At 70.3% G+C, this 14,497-nt stretch carries 12 protein-coding genes; 3 read left to right on the top strand and 9 right to left on the bottom strand.

Going from position 1 to position 14,497, the window contains the following annotated elements; all coding sequences use genetic code 11:
• Nucleotides 1-37 precede the first annotated feature (37 nt).
• A complete protein-coding gene (locus CRP55_RS35200) occupies nt 38-379 on the top strand; it encodes a PadR family transcriptional regulator (protein ID WP_097326029.1) in 342 nt (113 codons plus the stop codon).
• Complete coding sequence (locus CRP55_RS35205; protein ID WP_143235118.1) at nt 376-1,383, top strand: hypothetical protein; 1,008 nt, start codon at nt 376-378, stop codon at nt 1,381-1,383. Before CRP55_RS35200 ends, CRP55_RS35205 begins: the two co-directional genes overlap by 4 nt.
• Before the next feature lie 159 nt (nt 1,384-1,542).
• Here CRP55_RS35205 and CRP55_RS35210 read toward each other — a convergent pair whose 3' ends face one another.
• From CRP55_RS35210 to CRP55_RS35235, 6 genes are all read right to left on the bottom strand, one after another.
• The gene (locus CRP55_RS35210) at nt 1,543-2,067 is read right to left on the bottom strand and encodes a peptidase M23 (RefSeq protein ID WP_097326033.1); all 525 of its coding nucleotides are present in this window, start codon (nt 2,065-2,067) and stop codon (nt 1,543-1,545) included.
• Nucleotides 2,068-2,369: 302 nt separating this feature from the next.
• Nucleotides 2,370-4,187, bottom strand: a complete 1,818-nt coding sequence (locus tag CRP55_RS35215; RefSeq protein WP_097326035.1) for a gamma-glutamyltransferase family protein — start codon at nt 4,185-4,187, stop codon at nt 2,370-2,372.
• A 326-nt stretch (nt 4,188-4,513) separates the two neighbouring features.
• The gene (locus CRP55_RS35220; protein ID WP_097326037.1) at nt 4,514-6,430 is read right to left on the bottom strand and encodes an ABC transporter ATP-binding protein; all 1,917 of its coding nucleotides are present in this window, start codon (nt 6,428-6,430) and stop codon (nt 4,514-4,516) included.
• A gap of 64 nt (nt 6,431-6,494) precedes the next feature.
• Nucleotides 6,495-8,252 carry an ABC transporter ATP-binding protein gene (locus CRP55_RS35225; protein WP_097326110.1) on the bottom strand — a complete coding sequence of 586 codons (1,758 nt, stop codon included), beginning with the start codon at nt 8,250-8,252 and terminating at the stop codon, nt 6,495-6,497.
• 13 nt (nt 8,253-8,265) lie between these two features.
• Complete coding sequence (locus CRP55_RS35230) at nt 8,266-9,456, bottom strand: MFS transporter (RefSeq protein WP_097326039.1); 1,191 nt, start codon at nt 9,454-9,456, stop codon at nt 8,266-8,268.
• A gap of 48 nt (nt 9,457-9,504) precedes the next feature.
• Nucleotides 9,505-10,980, bottom strand: coding sequence for an alpha/beta hydrolase (locus tag CRP55_RS35235; RefSeq protein ID WP_097326040.1), 1,476 nt, complete (start codon nt 10,978-10,980; stop codon nt 9,505-9,507).
• Between the two features lie 116 nt (nt 10,981-11,096).
• Here CRP55_RS35235 and CRP55_RS35240 point away from each other — a divergent pair, with 116 nt between their 5' ends.
• Nucleotides 11,097-12,191 carry a PQQ-dependent sugar dehydrogenase gene (locus CRP55_RS35240; protein WP_097326041.1) on the top strand — a complete coding sequence of 365 codons (1,095 nt, stop codon included), beginning with the start codon at nt 11,097-11,099 and terminating at the stop codon, nt 12,189-12,191.
• Nucleotides 12,192-12,193: 2 nt separating this feature from the next.
• On the opposite strand, the gene CRP55_RS35245 is transcribed toward CRP55_RS35240, so the two are convergent.
• The 3 genes from CRP55_RS35245 to CRP55_RS35255 form a co-directional block, all read right to left on the bottom strand.
• A complete protein-coding gene (locus tag CRP55_RS35245) occupies nt 12,194-12,445 on the bottom strand; it encodes a hypothetical protein (RefSeq protein ID WP_097326043.1) in 252 nt (83 codons plus the stop codon).
• An 89-nt stretch (nt 12,446-12,534) separates the two neighbouring features.
• Nucleotides 12,535-12,798 (bottom strand): hypothetical protein, encoded by a 264-nt coding sequence (locus CRP55_RS35250; RefSeq protein ID WP_097326044.1) that lies wholly within the window; start codon nt 12,796-12,798, stop codon nt 12,535-12,537.
• Nucleotides 12,799-12,810: 12 nt separating this feature from the next.
• Complete coding sequence (locus tag CRP55_RS35255; RefSeq protein WP_097326045.1) at nt 12,811-14,481, bottom strand: sodium:solute symporter family protein; 1,671 nt, start codon at nt 14,479-14,481, stop codon at nt 12,811-12,813.
• Nucleotides 14,482-14,497 lie beyond the last annotated feature (16 nt).

A 14,497-nucleotide genomic window follows, 5' to 3' on the forward strand; every position in this document is an offset into this window, starting at 1 on the left:
CTTCCACTATACCCTCGCAGCCGATATATTACGGGACGTGGAAACACCGCTGCGGGAACCGACCTTCCTGATCCTGACCGCCCTCGCCGGCGAGCCTCTGCACGGCTATGGCCTCATCACCGAGGTGAGCCGCCTGTCCGACGGGCGGGTGACGCTGCGGCCGGGCACGCTGTACGGCGCGCTCGACCGGCTCGTCGACGCCGGCCTGGTCGAGGTCGACCACGAGGAGGTGGTCGACAGCCGGCTGCGCCGGTATTACCGGCTGTCGGAACAGGGCGGCCAGACCCTTGTGGAAGAGACCGAACGCATGCGCCGCAACGTCGAGGCGGCCACCGAACGCCTGCGCAAGATCCCCCGGCTCAACGAAGGATGGGCATGAGCACCCTCGAACACCGCTATCAGCTCCTGGTCCGGCTCTTCTACCCCGCCGGCTACCGGCACGAGCGAGAGGCCGAGATCGTCGGCACCTATCTCGAGCTCGCGCCGCCCGGCAAACGACGACCATCACCGCGCGACGTGGCCGACCTGGCCACGGGCGGGGCGCGACAGCATCTGCGGGCCACCGAGGTCACCGAGCTGCGCCCCGGCCTGCGCCTCGCCGGGCTGCTCGCCATGGCGACGGCGACAGCGCTCGCCGCGATCTGGGCGGTCGTCGAGTCGGCTCCCCTGCCGCCGGACATCACGTGGGAGATCCCTCGGTTCGGCCCGTTCTCCTCGCTCGGAGCGATCGTGTGGGCGGTGTGGCTCCTGGCCGCCTTCCTGTTCTCGGTGCGCCCACAGTGGTCGCGGGCGGCGATCGGTGTCGCGTTGCTGGCGACGGTGGCCGTGGTGCCGCTCTCCGCCGTCACCGGGGTGTACCGGCCGCCGCTCTACGTGCTGCTGCCGCAGTTCGCGCTGGGGTTCCTGGCCCTCGGCACCGGTCGCCTCTCCCTGATCGAGCGGCTGCTGCCCCTCGCGGCCGGAGCGGCGGCGGCCGCGATCAGCCGGCCCGGGTTCGACTACGCCATCGGCTACCTCGGCGAGTCGGGCACCTACACGATGACAGCGACCGGGCTGATCCTGCTGGCCGTGGCGATCGCGATCGCGGTGGGCCTCGGGGTGACCGGGCACGGCCGCGGCGGCTGGGCGCTGCTGATCCTGCTGGGCCCGATCGGCCTGATCACGCTTCAGGAGCTGACGCGCACACTGACCGGCAACCTCTACGGCGAGTGGAACGTGACCTACTCCTCGCTGGCCGCGACGGCCGTGCTCGTCACAGTCGCCGGGGCCGGGCTGTTGCTCCTGGCGCTCGGGCTTCAGCGGCGCCTGACCGTCCACACGCGTTGCGAGGCGTGCGGCAGCCCGGTCCGGGGCGCTCAGCGCTACGACAGGACTCACACCTGACAGCCGACCGGCAGCAGCCCTTCAACGCGCGGGGCGGAAGCTCGGCCGCCTGAAGCGCCGGGTGAGCGCTCGGCCGCCTAACGCGCGGGGCCCGGGCGCTCGGCTGCCTAACACGCGGGGCCGGGCGCTCAGCCCTCGGACACCCCGGGGCCGGAGCGCTCAGCCCTCGGACACGCAGGGGGCCGGGGTGCTCAGGGCCTCGACGAGACGAGTGGCGGAGGTGGTGTGCTTGGCGTAGGCGTTCGGGAAGGCTGAGATCTGGACGGCCTGGGCGGCTTCGGTGAGGCGCATCGTCTGCCAGCCGTCGATGGTGAGCAGCTTGTCGTAGAACTTGCGGGTCTGGTAGGCGGGATCGGAGAGCTGTGCAGGGGTGCCCCAGCCCTGACTGGGGCGCTGCTGGAACAGTCCGATCGAGTCCCGGTCGCCGCCGCGCAGGTTGCGCAGGTTGGACTCCTGGAGGGCGGTGGCTACCGCGATCACCACGCCCCGGTCGGGGATGCGCCGCTCGTTGCCGATCGTGACGATGAGGCGGGCGTTGGCGACCTGCTCGTCGTTCCACTTTGTCAGGACCACGGTGGACGCCGAGGCCGCGGGGCTCGGCGTGCAGGCGGCGTTGGCACGCAGCAGAGGACTGATGATGAAGCCGGCCAGGACGGCGACGGCGATCACGAAAAGCGGGCGCACGACGGCGAAGAGTACCGGTTGTCGATCTCAAGCATCGAGGGGCATGCCCGGTCTTGCGGCCATGCCCCTCGAGCTCAGCGGCGCTGGGCCGCAGTGGCTGGGCCCGGCGCGCTGGGCCGCAGTGGTCGGACTCCGCGTGCCGAGCCGCAGTGGTTGGGCGCGGCGCGCTGGGGATGCAGTGGTTGGACCCCGCGCGCCGAGCCGCAGTGGTTGGGCGCGGCGCGCTGGGGATGCAGTGGTTGGACCCCGCGCGCCGAGCCGCAGTGGTTGGGCCCGGCGCGCTGGGTGGCGGTGGTTGCGGGTCAGCGGGTGGGGTGGACCACTGCGGCGGCGCCGCCGCCTCGGCGGGCGGGTTCGGCTGTGGCTATGAAGCTGCCTCGGGGGGTCAGCTCGATGGCCGTGGCGGCGCCCAGCTCGGGGACGTCGGGGCCGAAGGTGTGGCCCAGGGCTGTCAGGGCCGGGCCGTACGTGGTGTGGAAGGCGGGCTCGGCCTGGATGCCGGCCGAGTTGCGCTGGGACGCGCGCGGGGCGGCCATGGCAGCGGGGAGGGACTGGCCCAGGACCAGGCGGTTGACCAGGATCTGGAGGACTGTGGTGATGATGGTGGCGCCGCCGGGCGAGCCCAGGGCCAGGAAGGGCTTGCCGTCCTTCAGGACGATCGTCGGGGACATCGAGCTGCGCGGGCGCTTGTTGGGGCCGGGCAGGTTCGGGTCGGCGGCGGGGGCCTGGGTGTTGGTGAAGTTGAAGTCGGTCAGCTCGTTGTTCAGCAGGAAGCCGCGGCCGGGGACGACCATGGCGTTGCCGCCGGTCTGCTCGATGGTGAACGTGTACTCGACGACGTTGCCCCACTTGTCGGCGACCGTCAGGTTCGTGGTGCTCATGCCCTGCTCGGTCGGGCCGCCCACAGTGGCCGGCGTGCAGCCGGAAGCGGTGATGTCGCCGGGCGGGACGGGCTTCGTCAGGGCGCGGGTCGGGGAGATCTGGCAGGCGCGCTGGGCGGCCCACCTGTCGGAGACCAGTTTCCTCAGGACGTCCGGGGAGGTGTACGCGCCCACGTAGCGGTTGCGGTCGGCGAACGACAGGGCCGACGCCTCCAGGTAGTAGTGCAGGGCGTTCTGCGGGGTGACCTTCTTGCTCTCGAGAATGTTCAGGGCCTCGCTCACCGCCACGCCGCCGCTGGACGGGGTCGACATGCCGTAGACGGTCAGGCCGCGGAAGTCGGAGCGGGTCGGTGCGGGCGTACGCACCCGGTAGTTGCGCAGGTCGGCGGTGGTCAGGGTGCCGGGGCGGATCGGGTAGGCCCAGGTGCCGATCGGGGTGGTGGCCACCGGCGGTTTCTGCACGGTCCGGACGATGTCGGCGCCGACCGGGCCGTTGTAGAGGACGCCGATGCCCTTGCGGGCGATCAAGCGGTACGTGTCGGCCAGATCCGGGTTGCGCAGCGTGGAACCGACGGCCGGGGGTGCGCCGCCGGGCAGGTAGATGGCGCTGGTCGACGGGAACTGGCCGAAGGCGGCGGCGTTGTCGGCCACCTGCTGGCGGAAGGTGGCGTCGACGGTGAAGCCGCGGTCGGCGACCTTCGCGGCCGGCTGCAAAAGGCTGGCCAGCGAACGGGTGCCCCACTTGCGGGCGGCCGTGTCCCAGGTGGCGAGCGTGCCGGGCGTACCGACGGAAAGGCCCGAGACCCGAGCCTCCGGGAAGTCGTAAGGCAGGCCGTCGGCCGGGTCGATGAAGTGGGTCTCCTTCATCGTGGCCGGGCCGGACTCGCGGCCGTCGATGGTGGAGACAGAACGTTTGTGGGCGTCGTAGTAGACGAAGAAGCCGCCACCGCCGATGCCGGCCGAGAACGGCTCGGTCACGCCGAGCGTCGCGGCGGCGGCCAGGGCGGCGTCGACGGCGTTGCCGCCGCGGCGCAGCACGTCGAGGCCGACGGCGGTCGCGGTCGGGTCGACGGTGGCGACGGCACCGCCGTAACCGGTGGCTGTAGGTCCGAGTGGGGGTGCGCCGCCGTGCCCGGTGGTTCCAAACCCGAGAGTGGGGGCGCCGGCCAGAGCCGGTGACGGCGCGGCGAGCGCCGTCACCGACAGGGAAAGCGCAGCTAGTACCGGCAAGATCCGCATCGATCCTCCGAAGTAGGCAGAGCTGACGGTCTATCCCTGCCTACCAGACTCACCGCGAATGCGCCCGTTCGACGCGAGAACATCGCCGCTTCGTGCGCCGCACCCTCCCAGCGAGCGAAGAAGGAAGGGCGCGGAGAAGGGAGCGCACGGAGAAGGGAGCGCACGGAGAACGGAGGGCGCGGAGAACGGAGGGCGCGGAGAACGGAGGGCGCGGAGAACGGAGGGCGCGGAGAACGGAGGGCGCGGAGAACGGAGGGCGCGAAGGAGCGAGGGCGCGAAGGAGCGAGGGCGCGAAGGAGCGAGGGCGCGAAGGAGGGAGCCGGTATCTAGTGGGAGTGGGCCGCCCAGGTCTCGAACATCGCGGCGTAGGCGCCGCCGGCGGCTACCAGTTCGGTGTGGGAGCCGGACTCGATGATGCGGTGGTCGTCGACCACGATGATGCGGTCGGCGCGCATCGCTGTGGAGAGACGGTGGGCGACCAGGATGGCGGTTCGGCCTTCCAGCAGCGCGTCGAGGGCGGCCTCCACCCGCAGTTCGGAGCGCAGGTCCAGGCTTGAGGTGGCCTCGTCGAGGACCACCACGCGCGGGGAAGCCAGGAACGCTCGGGCCAAGGCCAGGAGCTGGCGTTCGCCCGACGAGACCGACTGGCCCCGCTCGTGCAGCGGGGTGTCCAAGCCCTCGGGGGAACGCTCGACCAGATCGCGCAGGCCCACCGCGTCCACGGCGGCCCAGACCTCCTCGTCCGTGGCGGACGGGCCGGCGAAGGCGATGTTGTCGCGGAGCGTGCCGGCGAACAGGAACGGCTCCTGCGGGACGACGCCGATCTGGCGGCGCAACGAGTCCAGGGTGACGTCGCGGAGATCGTACCCATCAATCGTGATTTTGCCTGAAGAAGGGTCGTAGAAGCGGGTCACCAGTTTGGCCAGGGTGGACTTGCCGGCGCCGGTCGGCCCGACGCAGGCGACGGTCTCGCCGGGGGCGATGCGCAGGTCGACGCCCTGAAGGACCGGGCGGTCGGGCAGGTAGCCGAACGTCACGCCGTCGAAGACGATCTCGCCCTCGACCGGCGGCAGAACCCGCGTGCCGGGGACCACCGAGGGCTCGGACGAGAGCAGGCCGCGGATCTTGCCGATGGCCGCCTTGCCCTGTTGATATTGGGTGTAGAGCTGGACCAGTTGCTGCACCGGCTGGAAGAACGAGTTGATGTAGAGGACGAACGCGGTCAGCTCGCCCACGGTCAGTTCGCCGCGCAGCACCATCCGGCCGCCCAGCAGCAGCATCACGGCCATCGCGATCAGGCCGATCACCGACGTGCCGGGGCCGTAGATGGCGTTGATCCGGCCGGTCCAGTCGTTGGCGTCGCGGTACGAGCCGACCACCTCGCGGTGGGCGACGACGTTACGCTCCTGGCGGTTGTGGGCGGTGACCACGCGCACGCCGTTGAGCGACTCGGCCAGGTCGGCGAACATCGCCGCGATCGTGTCGCGCTGGCGGTTGTAGCCGCGGTCGGCCGCGTGCCGGAACCACAGCGAGGCGATCGTCAGCGGCGGCACGACCAGCACCAAGGTGATGATGGCCAGCTCGGCGTTGTAGTGGAACAGCACGCCGGTGACCACGACCATGGTCAGGCCCTGGATGAGGAACTGGGCGAAGCCGTCCTGGAGCAGGCTCTGCAACGACTCCACGTCGGAGGTCATCCGGGTCAGGGTGACGCCGGCCTTCTCCCGCGTGTAGTAGTCGAGCGACATGCGCTGAAGGTGGGCGAAGATGCGGATCCGCAGGTCACGGGTGGCGGCCGCGGCGAGCAGGCCGCTCTTGCGCATGCGGACCGCGGTGGCCACGCCGGTGAGCAGGATGGCCGCGACGAAACAGGCGGTCGCGATGATCAGCACGCGGACGTCGCGGTCGGTGATGCCGTGGTCGATGCCGACCTGCACCAGGTACGGGCCGGCCTGCAACAGCAGCGTCTCGACCAGGATGGCCAGGGAGGCGGCGAGCAGCAGGCCCGGGCGGCCGGTCAGCAGCCGGCCGATCGAGATGCGGGCGCCGTCGTCGCGTTTCGGGTCGTAGCGGACGCCGGGGTCGCCGTGCTCGGGCTCGCGCGACTCAAGCTTGGCCACGCCCTCGGCCAGGTCGTCGGGGATGCCGGCGAACGGCAGGCCGCTGCCCTTGCGGCCGGCCGCGCCCATCGACGGGCGCCCTCCGACGTTGAAGCCGCCGAAGCCACCACCGAACATGCTCATGCTGAGCCTCCTTGGGCGTGCCCTCCTGGCCCTACACCCGCTGCGCTCGCTCCGGTGCAGTCGGTCATGCCGTCACCTGCGCTGCTAGAACTTCGGCGTATCGGGGCTCGGTGGCCAGGAGCGACTCGTGCGTGCCGTCGGCGATCACGCGGCCGTCGGCCATCAGGACCACGCGCTCGGCCAGGCTGATGGTGGAGAGGCGGTGCGCGACGATCAACGTCGTCCGGCCCCGCATCTTGTCCCGCAGCGACGAGTGGATCATCTGCTCGACCGTCACGTCGATGGCGCTGGTCGCGTCGTCCAGCACCAGGATCGGCGGGTTGACCAGCAGCGCCCGGGCGATCGCGACCCGCTGGCGCTGTCCGCCGGAGAGCGTGTAGCCGCGCTCACCGACCACAGTGTCGTACCCCTCCGGTAGGTTCCGGATGAACTCGTCGGCGCCGGCTGCCACAGCGGCGGCGATGACGTCGTCACGGGAGGCGTGCGGTTTGCCGTACGCGATGTTGTCGTGGATCGAGAGGGAGAACAGGAACGGCTCGTCGGGCACGATGCCCACCTGCTCGCGCAATGACGCGAGGCTCAAGTCACGCACGTCGTGCCCGTCGATGGTCACGCGCCCGGACGTCACGTCGTAGAACCGCGCGGTCAGCCGCCCCAGTGTCGACTTCCCGCTGCCGGTCCCGCCGACCACCGCCACGGTCTCCCCCGGCCTGATGCGCAGGGTCAGACCTTCAAGAGCGACGGTCCCATTGGGGTACGCGAAGACGACGTCTTCAAACGCAAGATCGCCGCGCAAGGGCACGACGACCGGGTCGGGGCCGTCCACGACGTCCGACGGCGTATCGAGGATCTCGTAGATGCGCCGCGCCGACGCCGAGGCCCGCTGACCCATCATGATCATCATGCCGAGCATCCGGAACGGGGGCTGGAGCATCAGGATGTACGAGTTGAAGGCGACGATCGTGCCCACTGTGGTGTGCCCGTCGATCACCATGAGGCCGCCGACCAGCAGCACCAGGGCGAGCCCGAGCCGGGGCAGGTTGTCCAGCATCGGGTTCCACCGGCTGCGGATCCGCGCGTCCTGGCGGTAGGCCCAGCGGATCCGGTCGGCGCTCTCGGCGAGCGACCGCAGCTGGCGCCCCTCGGCCGCGAAGGCCTTCACGATGCGTACACCCTGAATGTTCTCGTCCACGACCGTGGCCAGCTGGGCCAGGCGCGCCTGGATCAGCCACGACACGGGGAAGATCGCCTTGCGCATGCTGACGCCGAGCACGCCGATGATCGGCATGGTCACCATGGCGACGATGGCCAGCGGAACGTTGATCGAGAGCATGAGCCCGAAGGCGACGACCGCGATCAGGCACTGCACGAGGATGGAGGGGCCGAACGCGAGGTACATCTGCACGGCGCGGATGTCGGAGCCGGAGCGCGACATCAGCTCGCCGGTCTGCACCCGGTCGTAGAAGCCGAACGGCATCCGCACCAGATGCGAGTAGACGATGTTGCGCAGGTCGTACTCCATCTCGTACGCGGTGCGCAGCAGATAGAGCCGGGCCAGATAGTTGATGAAGCCCTGGACCAGGGCGAGGGCGACGATCCACCAGACGTACGTGGTCAGCTCGCCGGAGCGGTCGACCACCGCGTCGTCGATGCCGATCCGCACGAGGTTGGGGATCTGCACCTGCACGATCAGGCCCGCGAACGACAGCGTCAGCGAGGTGATGAGCAGGGTCTTGTGGGCCTTGACCAGCGGCAGCGCCCGGCGCAGCCAGGTCTTGCGAACATCCGGATCGATGGACGCCCGGGGCGCGCGACGACTCAACGGCGCCTCCAATCTAGTTAGCCTGGCTAACAATACTCTCGGCGCGCGACGACACCGGCGTGACCCGCGGCACCAATACGACGGCCAGCGCGCCGAGCATCTGGCAGACCGCGATCCCGGCGAGCAGAGCGACGACTCCGGCGGGCGCGGCGAGCCCGGCCACGGCCGCGCCGGTGGCGGCCGCGGTGACTTTGACCCCGGCGCCGAGGGTGAAGACCTGGGTGCGGATCTCCGGGGGCGATTCTTGATCCCGTACGGCGAAGACGGCCACCGAGACCGGCACACCCAGCGCGCCCGCGATCGCGAAGAGTGGCAGCCCGGCCCAGCCCGCGGGGAAGAGGATCAGCAGAAGGAAGGGCACGGCGGTGGCGGCCAGCGAGACCGCGACCACCCATTCGGGCGGCCGCCGCCGGATCGGCCACCTCGTGAGCAGCAGCGAGGTGAGCAGCCCACCCGCGGCCCCGGCCGACAGCACCAGCCCGGTCAGCTCGTGACGGCCGGTCTCCTCGGCCAGCAGCGCCGCCACCAGCGGCAGCGCTCCCACCCCGAGCATGCTGAAGACCGTACCCAGAGTGACGGCCCCGAGCCGGGGCCGCCGCACCATGACCGTGAACGCCGCCAGGGGCGACTGGATCCGCTTCCGGCTGCGGTCGCCCTCGACGTTCGGCAGTGGGAGGGAAGCCACCAGGACGGCGCCGGCCACGACCAGGGTGACCAGGCCTACGACCGACCAGGAGGCGCCGGCCAGGTCGGCCAGGACGGCGGCCAGGGCCGGGCCGGCGATGCCGGCGATGCTGTACGACATCACGTCGAAGCCGAACGCGCGTTCCAACCGGCCCGGCACCAGGTCGGGGAGCAGGCTGCTCAGGCCGCCGATCAGCAGCGGCGCGCAGCAACCGGCCAGGATCAGCAGCGCCGCCGCGGCCGCCGTCGAGTGGCCGATCAGTTCCGCGCCGGCGAGCAGCGAACCGCCGTACCCCAAGAACGCCAGGAAGTAGAGAAGTCGGCGGCGGTGGACGGCGTCGGCCAGGGCGCCCGTGATCGGCGCCGCCACGACGTGCGGCACCATCAGCGCCGCGATCAACAGCCCGCCGAGCGCCTCGTTGCCCGTGCGGTCGAGCGCGAGCAGCAGGATCGCCACCCGGGCGCCCTCGTCGGCGAGACGGGCGCACACGGCAGCGCCCACGTAGCGGGTCAAGGTCATCGCGGCGGCCCCCGTGTCGCTCGGTCCCGCCGCATCCTGTACCCCGGCTCAGCCGACTCCGAACGGCTGCGGTTCGACTGACGGGCACGTCGTTCCGAGGGCCGGCAGGGCAAGGGTGGTCAAGTACTTGTCGACGGCGCCGGCCACGCACGGGCTCCGGTTGTAGATGACGTGGCCCCAGCCGTCGTAGGTCAGCAGAGCCGCCTTCGGGCCCAGCTGCCTGACCACCCGCTGGGACCACGCATAGGCCGTGGCCGGGTCGTGGCGGGAGTTCACCAGCAACGTCGGGATGGTGGCGGGCGGGGGCCCGCCCGGGCGCTGCGGGTTGTCCGGTGGCGACGGCCACCCCAGGCAGCCCGTCATCGCCGCCAACGCCAGCGGCGAGATCAGCATGTGCGGGGAACGCTTGGCCAGGGCCTGCAAGTGGCGCCGCAGGTCGGCCAAGCCCGTCACCGGCAGGTGCCAGTCCTCGCAGATCACGGCGGGGAAGCTGTGGTCGATCAGGTCGACCGGCGGCGCCGGCGCCTTGCGGGCCGTGGGCTTGGCCGCCAGCGCGTCACGTAGGTAGTAGGCGAAGGAATACCACTGCGGCTCGTAGAAGGCGGCGAAGGCGGCGCCGATCAGCTCGGCGAGGGTCAAAGGCTTGGGCGGGTCGTACGGGTTCTGGAGCGTCCCGGCGCGGGCCCGAGCGACCGCGTTCGCCCACACCTTGGTGACGTCCTGACCGCGCAGGATGCACTGCGTGTCCCGGGTGCACCAGGCGACGAACTGGTGGAAGGCGTCCTCGGCGGCGTCCGTCTCCTCGGTCAGAAAGCGGGTCAGGCCGGCGCCGTGATCCATCACGCTGTCGAGGACCAGGGCGCGCAGCCGGGCCGGGTAGAGCTGCGCGTACTGCTGTCCCATGAGGGTGCCGTAGGACGCGCCGTAGAAGCTGATCTTCTGTTCGCCCAGGGCGGCGCGTACCGCGTCCATATCGCGGACCACGCTCGCCGTGTCGACGTGGGGGAAGACCGGGCCGGTGCGGGAGGCGCAATCGGCGGCGAGCTTGCGGTTGTACGCGAGGGTCGCGTCGTACTCCCGCTGGGAATTGATCAAGGGGTCGGGCTGGGCGTCGACCAGGTCGCGCGAGCAGAGGACGGGGGTGCTGCGGCCGACACCGCGGGGGTCCATGCCGACGATGTCGAAGCGGGCCCGCAGGTCCTCGCCGAAGAACTGGGTGGCGCCGAGGGTGAAGTCGACCGCCGAGCCGCCGGGGCCGCCCGGGTTGACCAGCAGCGCGCCGAGGCGGCGGGCCGGGTCGGCCGCCTTGCGCCGGGCGATCGTGAGCATGGCCGTCGGGCCGGACGGGTCGGCCCAGTTCGCGGGGACCCGCATGGTTCCGCATTGGACCGCCTCGTTCTCGGGGCAGGTCTTCCAGGTGATGACGTAGGTGGCCGCCGCGGCCCGGGTGGGCGTCACCCCGTACGTCAGCAAGGTGATGACCGTGAGAATCGCGGCCCGGAAGGGTCGCGCCGTAGCTCGCACCGCGCTGCATCTCCGCCCTGCGCGGCCGTCGGACCGCGCGGCCCCATCTTCGGACGAACCCCGATGGCGAGTCTGGCGAATGGGTGAAGTTCGCCGGGGCGTGGCACCGTGTAGCCATGATTCGGACCCGTCTCGCCGTCGCCGCCGCCGGAACAGCGCTGCTCGTGGGGTGCTCGGAAGCGGAGAGCACACCAAGAGGTGAGGCCACGTTCTCGGCCGCACCCTCGCCCTCGGCTTCCGCCGGCCCCGACAAAGGCGGCGTGCGGATCGGAAACCCGCAGACCATCGCCACCGGCATCGAGGTTCCGTGGGGTCTCGCCTTCCTCCCCGACGGCAGTGCCCTGGTCAGCGAGCGGGAGAGCGGCGACATCCTGCGGATTCCGGCCGGCGGCGGCGACCCCACGACGGCCTATCACGTCGACGGCGTGTCGGCGCAGGGCGAGGGCGGCCTGCTCGGCGTGGCCGTCGACCCGGACTACGACCAGAACAAGTTTGTGTACGCCTATTTCACCGCCGCCGACGACAACCGAATTGTCCGATTCGACGCGGAGAAAAAGAGCAAGGTGATCCTGGACGGGATCGACAAGGCGGGCATCCACAACGGCGGCCGGATCGCGTTCGGGCCCGACGGATTCCTCTACGTGGGCACGGGCGACGCCGGCGACGGCAGCGCCTCGCAGGACCGCGACGACCTGAACGGCAAGATCCTGCGGATCACCCGGGACGGCGCCGCCGCGCCCGGCAACCCCACCGCGGGCTCGCCGGTCTGGTCGATGGGCCACCGCAACGTGCAGGGCCTGGCCTGGGGCCCGGACGAGAAGATGTACGGCATCGAGTTCGGCCAGAACACCTGGGACGAGGTCAACGTCATCGAGCCGGGCAAGAACTACGGCTGGCCCGAGGCCGAGGGCAAGGCCGGCGACGGCCGGTACGTGGATCCGCTCGTGCAGTGGACGACCGACGAGGCCTCACCGTCGGGGGCCGCGGTCGCCGGCGACGATCTCTACGTGGCCGGCCTGCGCGGCGAGCGCCTGTGGGTCGTTCCCCTGAGCGGCGGCGAGCCGCGGGCCGAGTTCACCGGGACGTACGGGCGTTTGCGGACGGTGGCCACGGCGCCGGACGGCGCGCTCTGGCTGACCACCTCCAACCGCGACGGCCGCGGGGATCCGCAGGACGGTGACGACCGGATCCTGCGGTTCCCCGCGGCCTAGAGCTACTTCTTGTTGGGTGGTAGTTCGGGGAGGGCCGAGATCGCGGCGGCGTACACCGCGATCTGGCGGCCGTTGGGCACCACGCCGACGGCGCGGAGCTGGTCGTGGATGGCCTGCGCGACCGAGTCCTCGGCTCGACCTCGGTGGGTCTGCATGACCTTGTTGACCACGTAGTCGACTCTGACCTGTTGTTGCCACCCGGCGGATCGGGAGCCTCCGCCGGTGGCGTAGCTGATGGGGGCGACGCGTTCCATGCCCTGTCTATCGGACGCTGGGTACCCCGGTTCCAAGATTTGCCGGGGCGGTGCAACCCGACCGCAACCGGGTCACACCGCCTCGACAATCATTGGTCCTCGGCGTCCTTGGTCTCGGGCGGCTTGGGCGGGCTGAGCCGCAGCCAGAGCAGGAAGAACAGGCCCAGGGCCAGCATCGCCAGCCCCATCCACAGGTTGATCCGTACGCCCTGCGCCTTGTCGATCTCCGACTGGTTGTCGAAGATGCCGAGCAGCGTGACGATCACGCCGTACACGACGAAGAGGCCGCCGATGACACGCCGGACGTCGAAGAGACGTGCGGCCGCGGACACCTTCTTCTGGTCTTCAGCCATGACGCGTTCTCCTTACCAGACCGGGATGTACAGGACGAAGGCCAGGACGACGGCGATCGCGCCGAGCAGGACCGGATTGCGCCACCACACCTTGTCTCCCGAGATGATCACTTCGCCGCTGGTGCTGGAGCCGGCCAGGCCGTAGACGAGACCGCGGAGCTCCTCCTCCGGCTTCGGCGGGGTGAACAGCGTGACCAGGATGGCCACGACGACCGCGGTCACGAAGGCCGCGCCCGCACCCCAGAAGCTCTCCTCCAGGTCGGAGTTGAAGTGGATGGTCTCGGTGATGTGGCCCAGGTAGAGCGCGAGCGAGGCCAGGAAGCCGAGCAGCAGCGACCAGAAGCCGGCCCAGGCCGACATCCGCTTCCAGAACATGCCGACGATGAAGGTCGCGAACAACGGGGCGTTGAACAGCGAGAACAGCGCCTGGATGTAGTTCATGATGTTGTCGTAGCCGGCCGCGATGAACGCGGTGCCGATGCCGATGACCACGCCGCCGAACGTCGCCCAGCGACCCACCTTCAGGTAGTAGTCGTCGCTGCGGCCCTTGCGGATGTAGGGCTGCCAGATGTCGTACGTGAAGACCGTGTTGAAACCGCTCACGTTGGCCGCCATGCCGGCCATGAACGAGGCCAGCAGACCGGTGACCGCGACACCGAGCACGCCGTTGGGCAGCAGGTCGCGCATCAGCAGCGGGATCGCGTTGTTGTAGGTGAGGTCGCCCTCCTCCGCGCCCAGGCCCTTGACGGTGACCAGGGCGATCAGGCCGGGGATGACCGTGACGACCGGGATCACCAGCTTGGGGAAGGCGCCGATGATCGGCGTACGCCGGGCGGCGCTCATGTCCTTGGCCGACAGGGCCCGCTGGACCTCGGCGAAGTTGGTCGTCCAGTAGCCGAACGAGAGCACGAAGCCGAGGCCGAAGATGATGCCGATCCAGTTCGCGCCGAGCGGGTTGTCGCTGGTGGCGGTGTCGGCCCAGGTGTGAAGGCCGGCTTCGCCGAGCGGGCTCTGGCGCACCTTCTCGAACAGGCCGTCGATGCCGCCGACCTTGACCAGGCCGACGATGGTGATCGGGAGCAGACCGGCCACGATCACGAAGAACTGGAGCACCTCGTTGTAGATGGCCGAGGAGAGACCGCCGATGCCGATGTAGATCAGCACGATGGCGGCGCCGAGGCCGATCGAGACCCACAACGGCCAGCCGAGCAGCGCTTGCAGGATCAGGGCCAGCGCGAACAAGTTGACGCCGGCGATGAGCACCTGGGCCACCGCGAAGCTGACCGCGTTGAACAGGTGGGTCGAGTTGTTGAAGCGCCGCCGCAGGAACTCGGGGACGCTGTGCACCTTGGAGCCGTAGTAGAACGGCATCATCACGATGCCGAGGAACACCATGGCGGGCACGGCGCCGATCCAGTAGTAGTGCAGGGTCATCAGACCGTACTGGGCGCCGTTGGCGGCCATGCCCAGGATCTCCAGCGCACCCAGGTTCGCCGAGACGAACGCGAGGCCGGTGACCCAGGCGGGCATCGAGCGACCGGACAGGAAGAAGTCCGCGCTCGTCTTGATCGCTCTCCGCGCCGCGAAGCCCACACCGAGCACCGTGCCGAAGTAGAGGATCAGAATCAGGTAATCGAAGATGTCGAGGTCGAGCCGTAGGCCGCTCGCCGCAAGTACCTCCACAGGCCACCTCCATGGC

This window comes from Paractinoplanes atraurantiacus (assembly GCF_900215205.1).
Classification (GTDB): Bacteria; Actinomycetota; Actinomycetes; order Mycobacteriales; family Micromonosporaceae; genus Actinoplanes; species Actinoplanes atraurantiacus.

What these genes read in the sequence shown, in the direction of transcription:
- CRP55_RS35245 (WP_097326043.1), bottom strand. Translation starts at nt 12,445, where the DNA reads ATGGAACGCGTCGCCCCCATCAGCTACGCCACCGGCGGAGGCTCCCGA.
- CRP55_RS35230 (WP_097326039.1), bottom strand. Translation starts at nt 9,456, where the DNA reads ATGACCTTGACCCGCTACGTGGGCGCTGCCGTGTGCGCCCGTCTCGCC.
- CRP55_RS35240 (WP_097326041.1), top strand. Translation starts at nt 11,097, where the DNA reads ATGATTCGGACCCGTCTCGCCGTCGCCGCCGCCGGAACAGCGCTGCTC.
- CRP55_RS35220 (WP_097326037.1), bottom strand. Translation starts at nt 6,430, where the DNA reads ATGAGCATGTTCGGTGGTGGCTTCGGCGGCTTCAACGTCGGAGGGCGC.
- CRP55_RS35250 (WP_097326044.1), bottom strand. Translation starts at nt 12,798, where the DNA reads ATGGCTGAAGACCAGAAGAAGGTGTCCGCGGCCGCACGTCTCTTCGAC.
- CRP55_RS35215 (WP_097326035.1), bottom strand. Translation starts at nt 4,187, where the DNA reads ATGCGGATCTTGCCGGTACTAGCTGCGCTTTCCCTGTCGGTGACGGCG.
- CRP55_RS35205 (WP_143235118.1), top strand. Translation starts at nt 376, where the DNA reads ATGAGCACCCTCGAACACCGCTATCAGCTCCTGGTCCGGCTCTTCTAC.